Source organism: Algoriphagus sp. (assembly GCF_024305035.1).
In the GTDB taxonomy this organism is placed as follows: Bacteria; Bacteroidota; Bacteroidia; order Cytophagales; family Cyclobacteriaceae; genus Algoriphagus.
The window spans coordinates 1-1,632 of record NZ_JAMWZB010000070.1 but is presented as its reverse complement, the minus strand read 5'-3'; the positions used below and the strand labels follow the sequence as shown (position 1 = coordinate 1,632).

Genomic DNA, 1,632 nt, shown 5'->3' with positions numbered 1-1,632 from the left:
TGGATATTCCGGACAATACTGACCCCCGTTCCGGGCATATTGACCCCCCTAAAAATGGGTTTGGTACTATAATCTGTTAGGCTGACAATTTTACATTTTTTTTCTGAGACTTTCCCCCTTGAGCTCTATTCTGTAAGAAGAGTGGACCAATCTGTCAAGAATCGCATCGGCAATGGTCTCTTCTCCGATGATATCGTACCAACTCGAAACGGGCAGTTGACTGACGATTACGGTTGATTTCTTCCCGTGCCTGTCCTCTATCATTTCCATAAAATCTATTCTCTGCTGTTGTTCCAGGTGTGTCAGTCCAAAGTCGTCCATGATCAGCAGGTCTGTCTTGGCCAGTTTGTCAAAGAACTTCATCACTGTCCCTTCCAGCCTGGCCATTTTCGTTTTGAGCATCAGTTTCTGGGTGTTGAAGTAAGCGGCTTTAAACCCCAGGATACAGGCTTGGTGTCCCAGCGCAGAAGCCAGATAGCTTTTCCCGCATCCGGTGGCCCCTGTAATCAGGACTGCCTCTCCTTTGTTGATGTACTCTCCGGTTGCAAGAGTTGTAAGAAGCACACCGTCAAGGCCTCTTGCCTTGTCCAGTTTGAGCTCTTCTATGGAAGCCTTATACCTGAATGCAGCATTGGTTTCAAGTCTTTTGAACCGCCTGTTGTCCCTTTCAAGCTCTTCGGCCTGCAGCAACAGTTCAAGACCCTCAGCGAGTGAGAGGCTTTGGTTTTTTCTTGTTTCTATGAGGGCCGTCCATGTTTTGGACATGCCGTGCAGCTTGAGTCTGGCAAGCTGCGATTGGATCTGGTTTGTCATAGTTGTTAAAATTTAATTGTCTGTTGGTTACTGTAATATGCTTTTCCCCTTAAGTTCTGGTGTTTGGGCAGGGCTGTATTGTTGTTTTGGACAGATTCGTCTTCCATATGGTTTTCGATGATGTTTTTGATGAATTTATAGGAGAATATCCCGTTCTCCATGGCCGTTTTACATGCTTTTTCCAAAGCCTTTGTATCGGATTTCCTTGCCAGGGAAAGCAGCCCGTCACAGGACCGGTAGAGTTGCTCGGGATATCTGTTCTGCTCAAAAAGCAGGCATACATACTCATACAGAACCTTTGACACTTTCGCTGACTGGTTCCTGTAATACTCCGGACTTCTGTCCCGGTAGTGTTGGTGATGGGAACAGAGGTGTTCTTTGACCGTGGAGTAGGCACCGATCTTGAAGCTTCTGGAATGGACTGCCACTTTTTTACCCTCATGGTATATGAAAACCATGGATCTGGTATAGGCCACTTTTACTTTGCTGCCCATCAGGGTGTGGGGGACGCTGTAATAGTGTTTGTCCGCAGACAGATAGACGTGGTTGTTTTTGGCCACTGTAAGCAGGGAATAACTCCTGAGCTCAAAACGCTCAGCAGGAAGATGACCCAGCAGGGCTTTTTCATCTGCAAGAAACTTCTCTTCCCGGCAGTATGGCTTCTTCTGCATCCGTGTCTGGTTGTGGGACTTTACCTTCGCTCTGATGGCTCCATTGAGAGCAGTAAGATCAAAGAACTGCATGTTCCTGAGCTTGGCATATACCCTTGAATACAGAATCTTGACCTGGTTTTCCACCAACGCTTTATCCTGTTTATGT

Annotated in this window: 1 protein-coding gene and 1 pseudogene; both read right to left on the bottom strand. The window is 46.8% G+C overall.

The window, feature by feature from the left end; genetic code table 11:
• Positions 1-90: 90 nt before the first annotated feature.
• Positions 91-813 (bottom strand): IS21-like element helper ATPase IstB, encoded by a 723-nt coding sequence (istB, locus tag Q0L00_RS19530; protein WP_297338575.1) that lies wholly within the window; start codon positions 811-813, stop codon positions 91-93.
• A gap of 5 nt (positions 814-818) precedes the next feature.
• Positions 819-1,632: pseudogene (locus tag Q0L00_RS19525) on the bottom strand (IS21 family transposase); the annotation flags it as partial.

What these genes read in the sequence shown, in the direction of transcription:
- istB (WP_297338575.1), bottom strand. Translation starts at nt 813, where the DNA reads ATGACAAACCAGATCCAATCGCAGCTTGCCAGACTCAAGCTGCACGGC.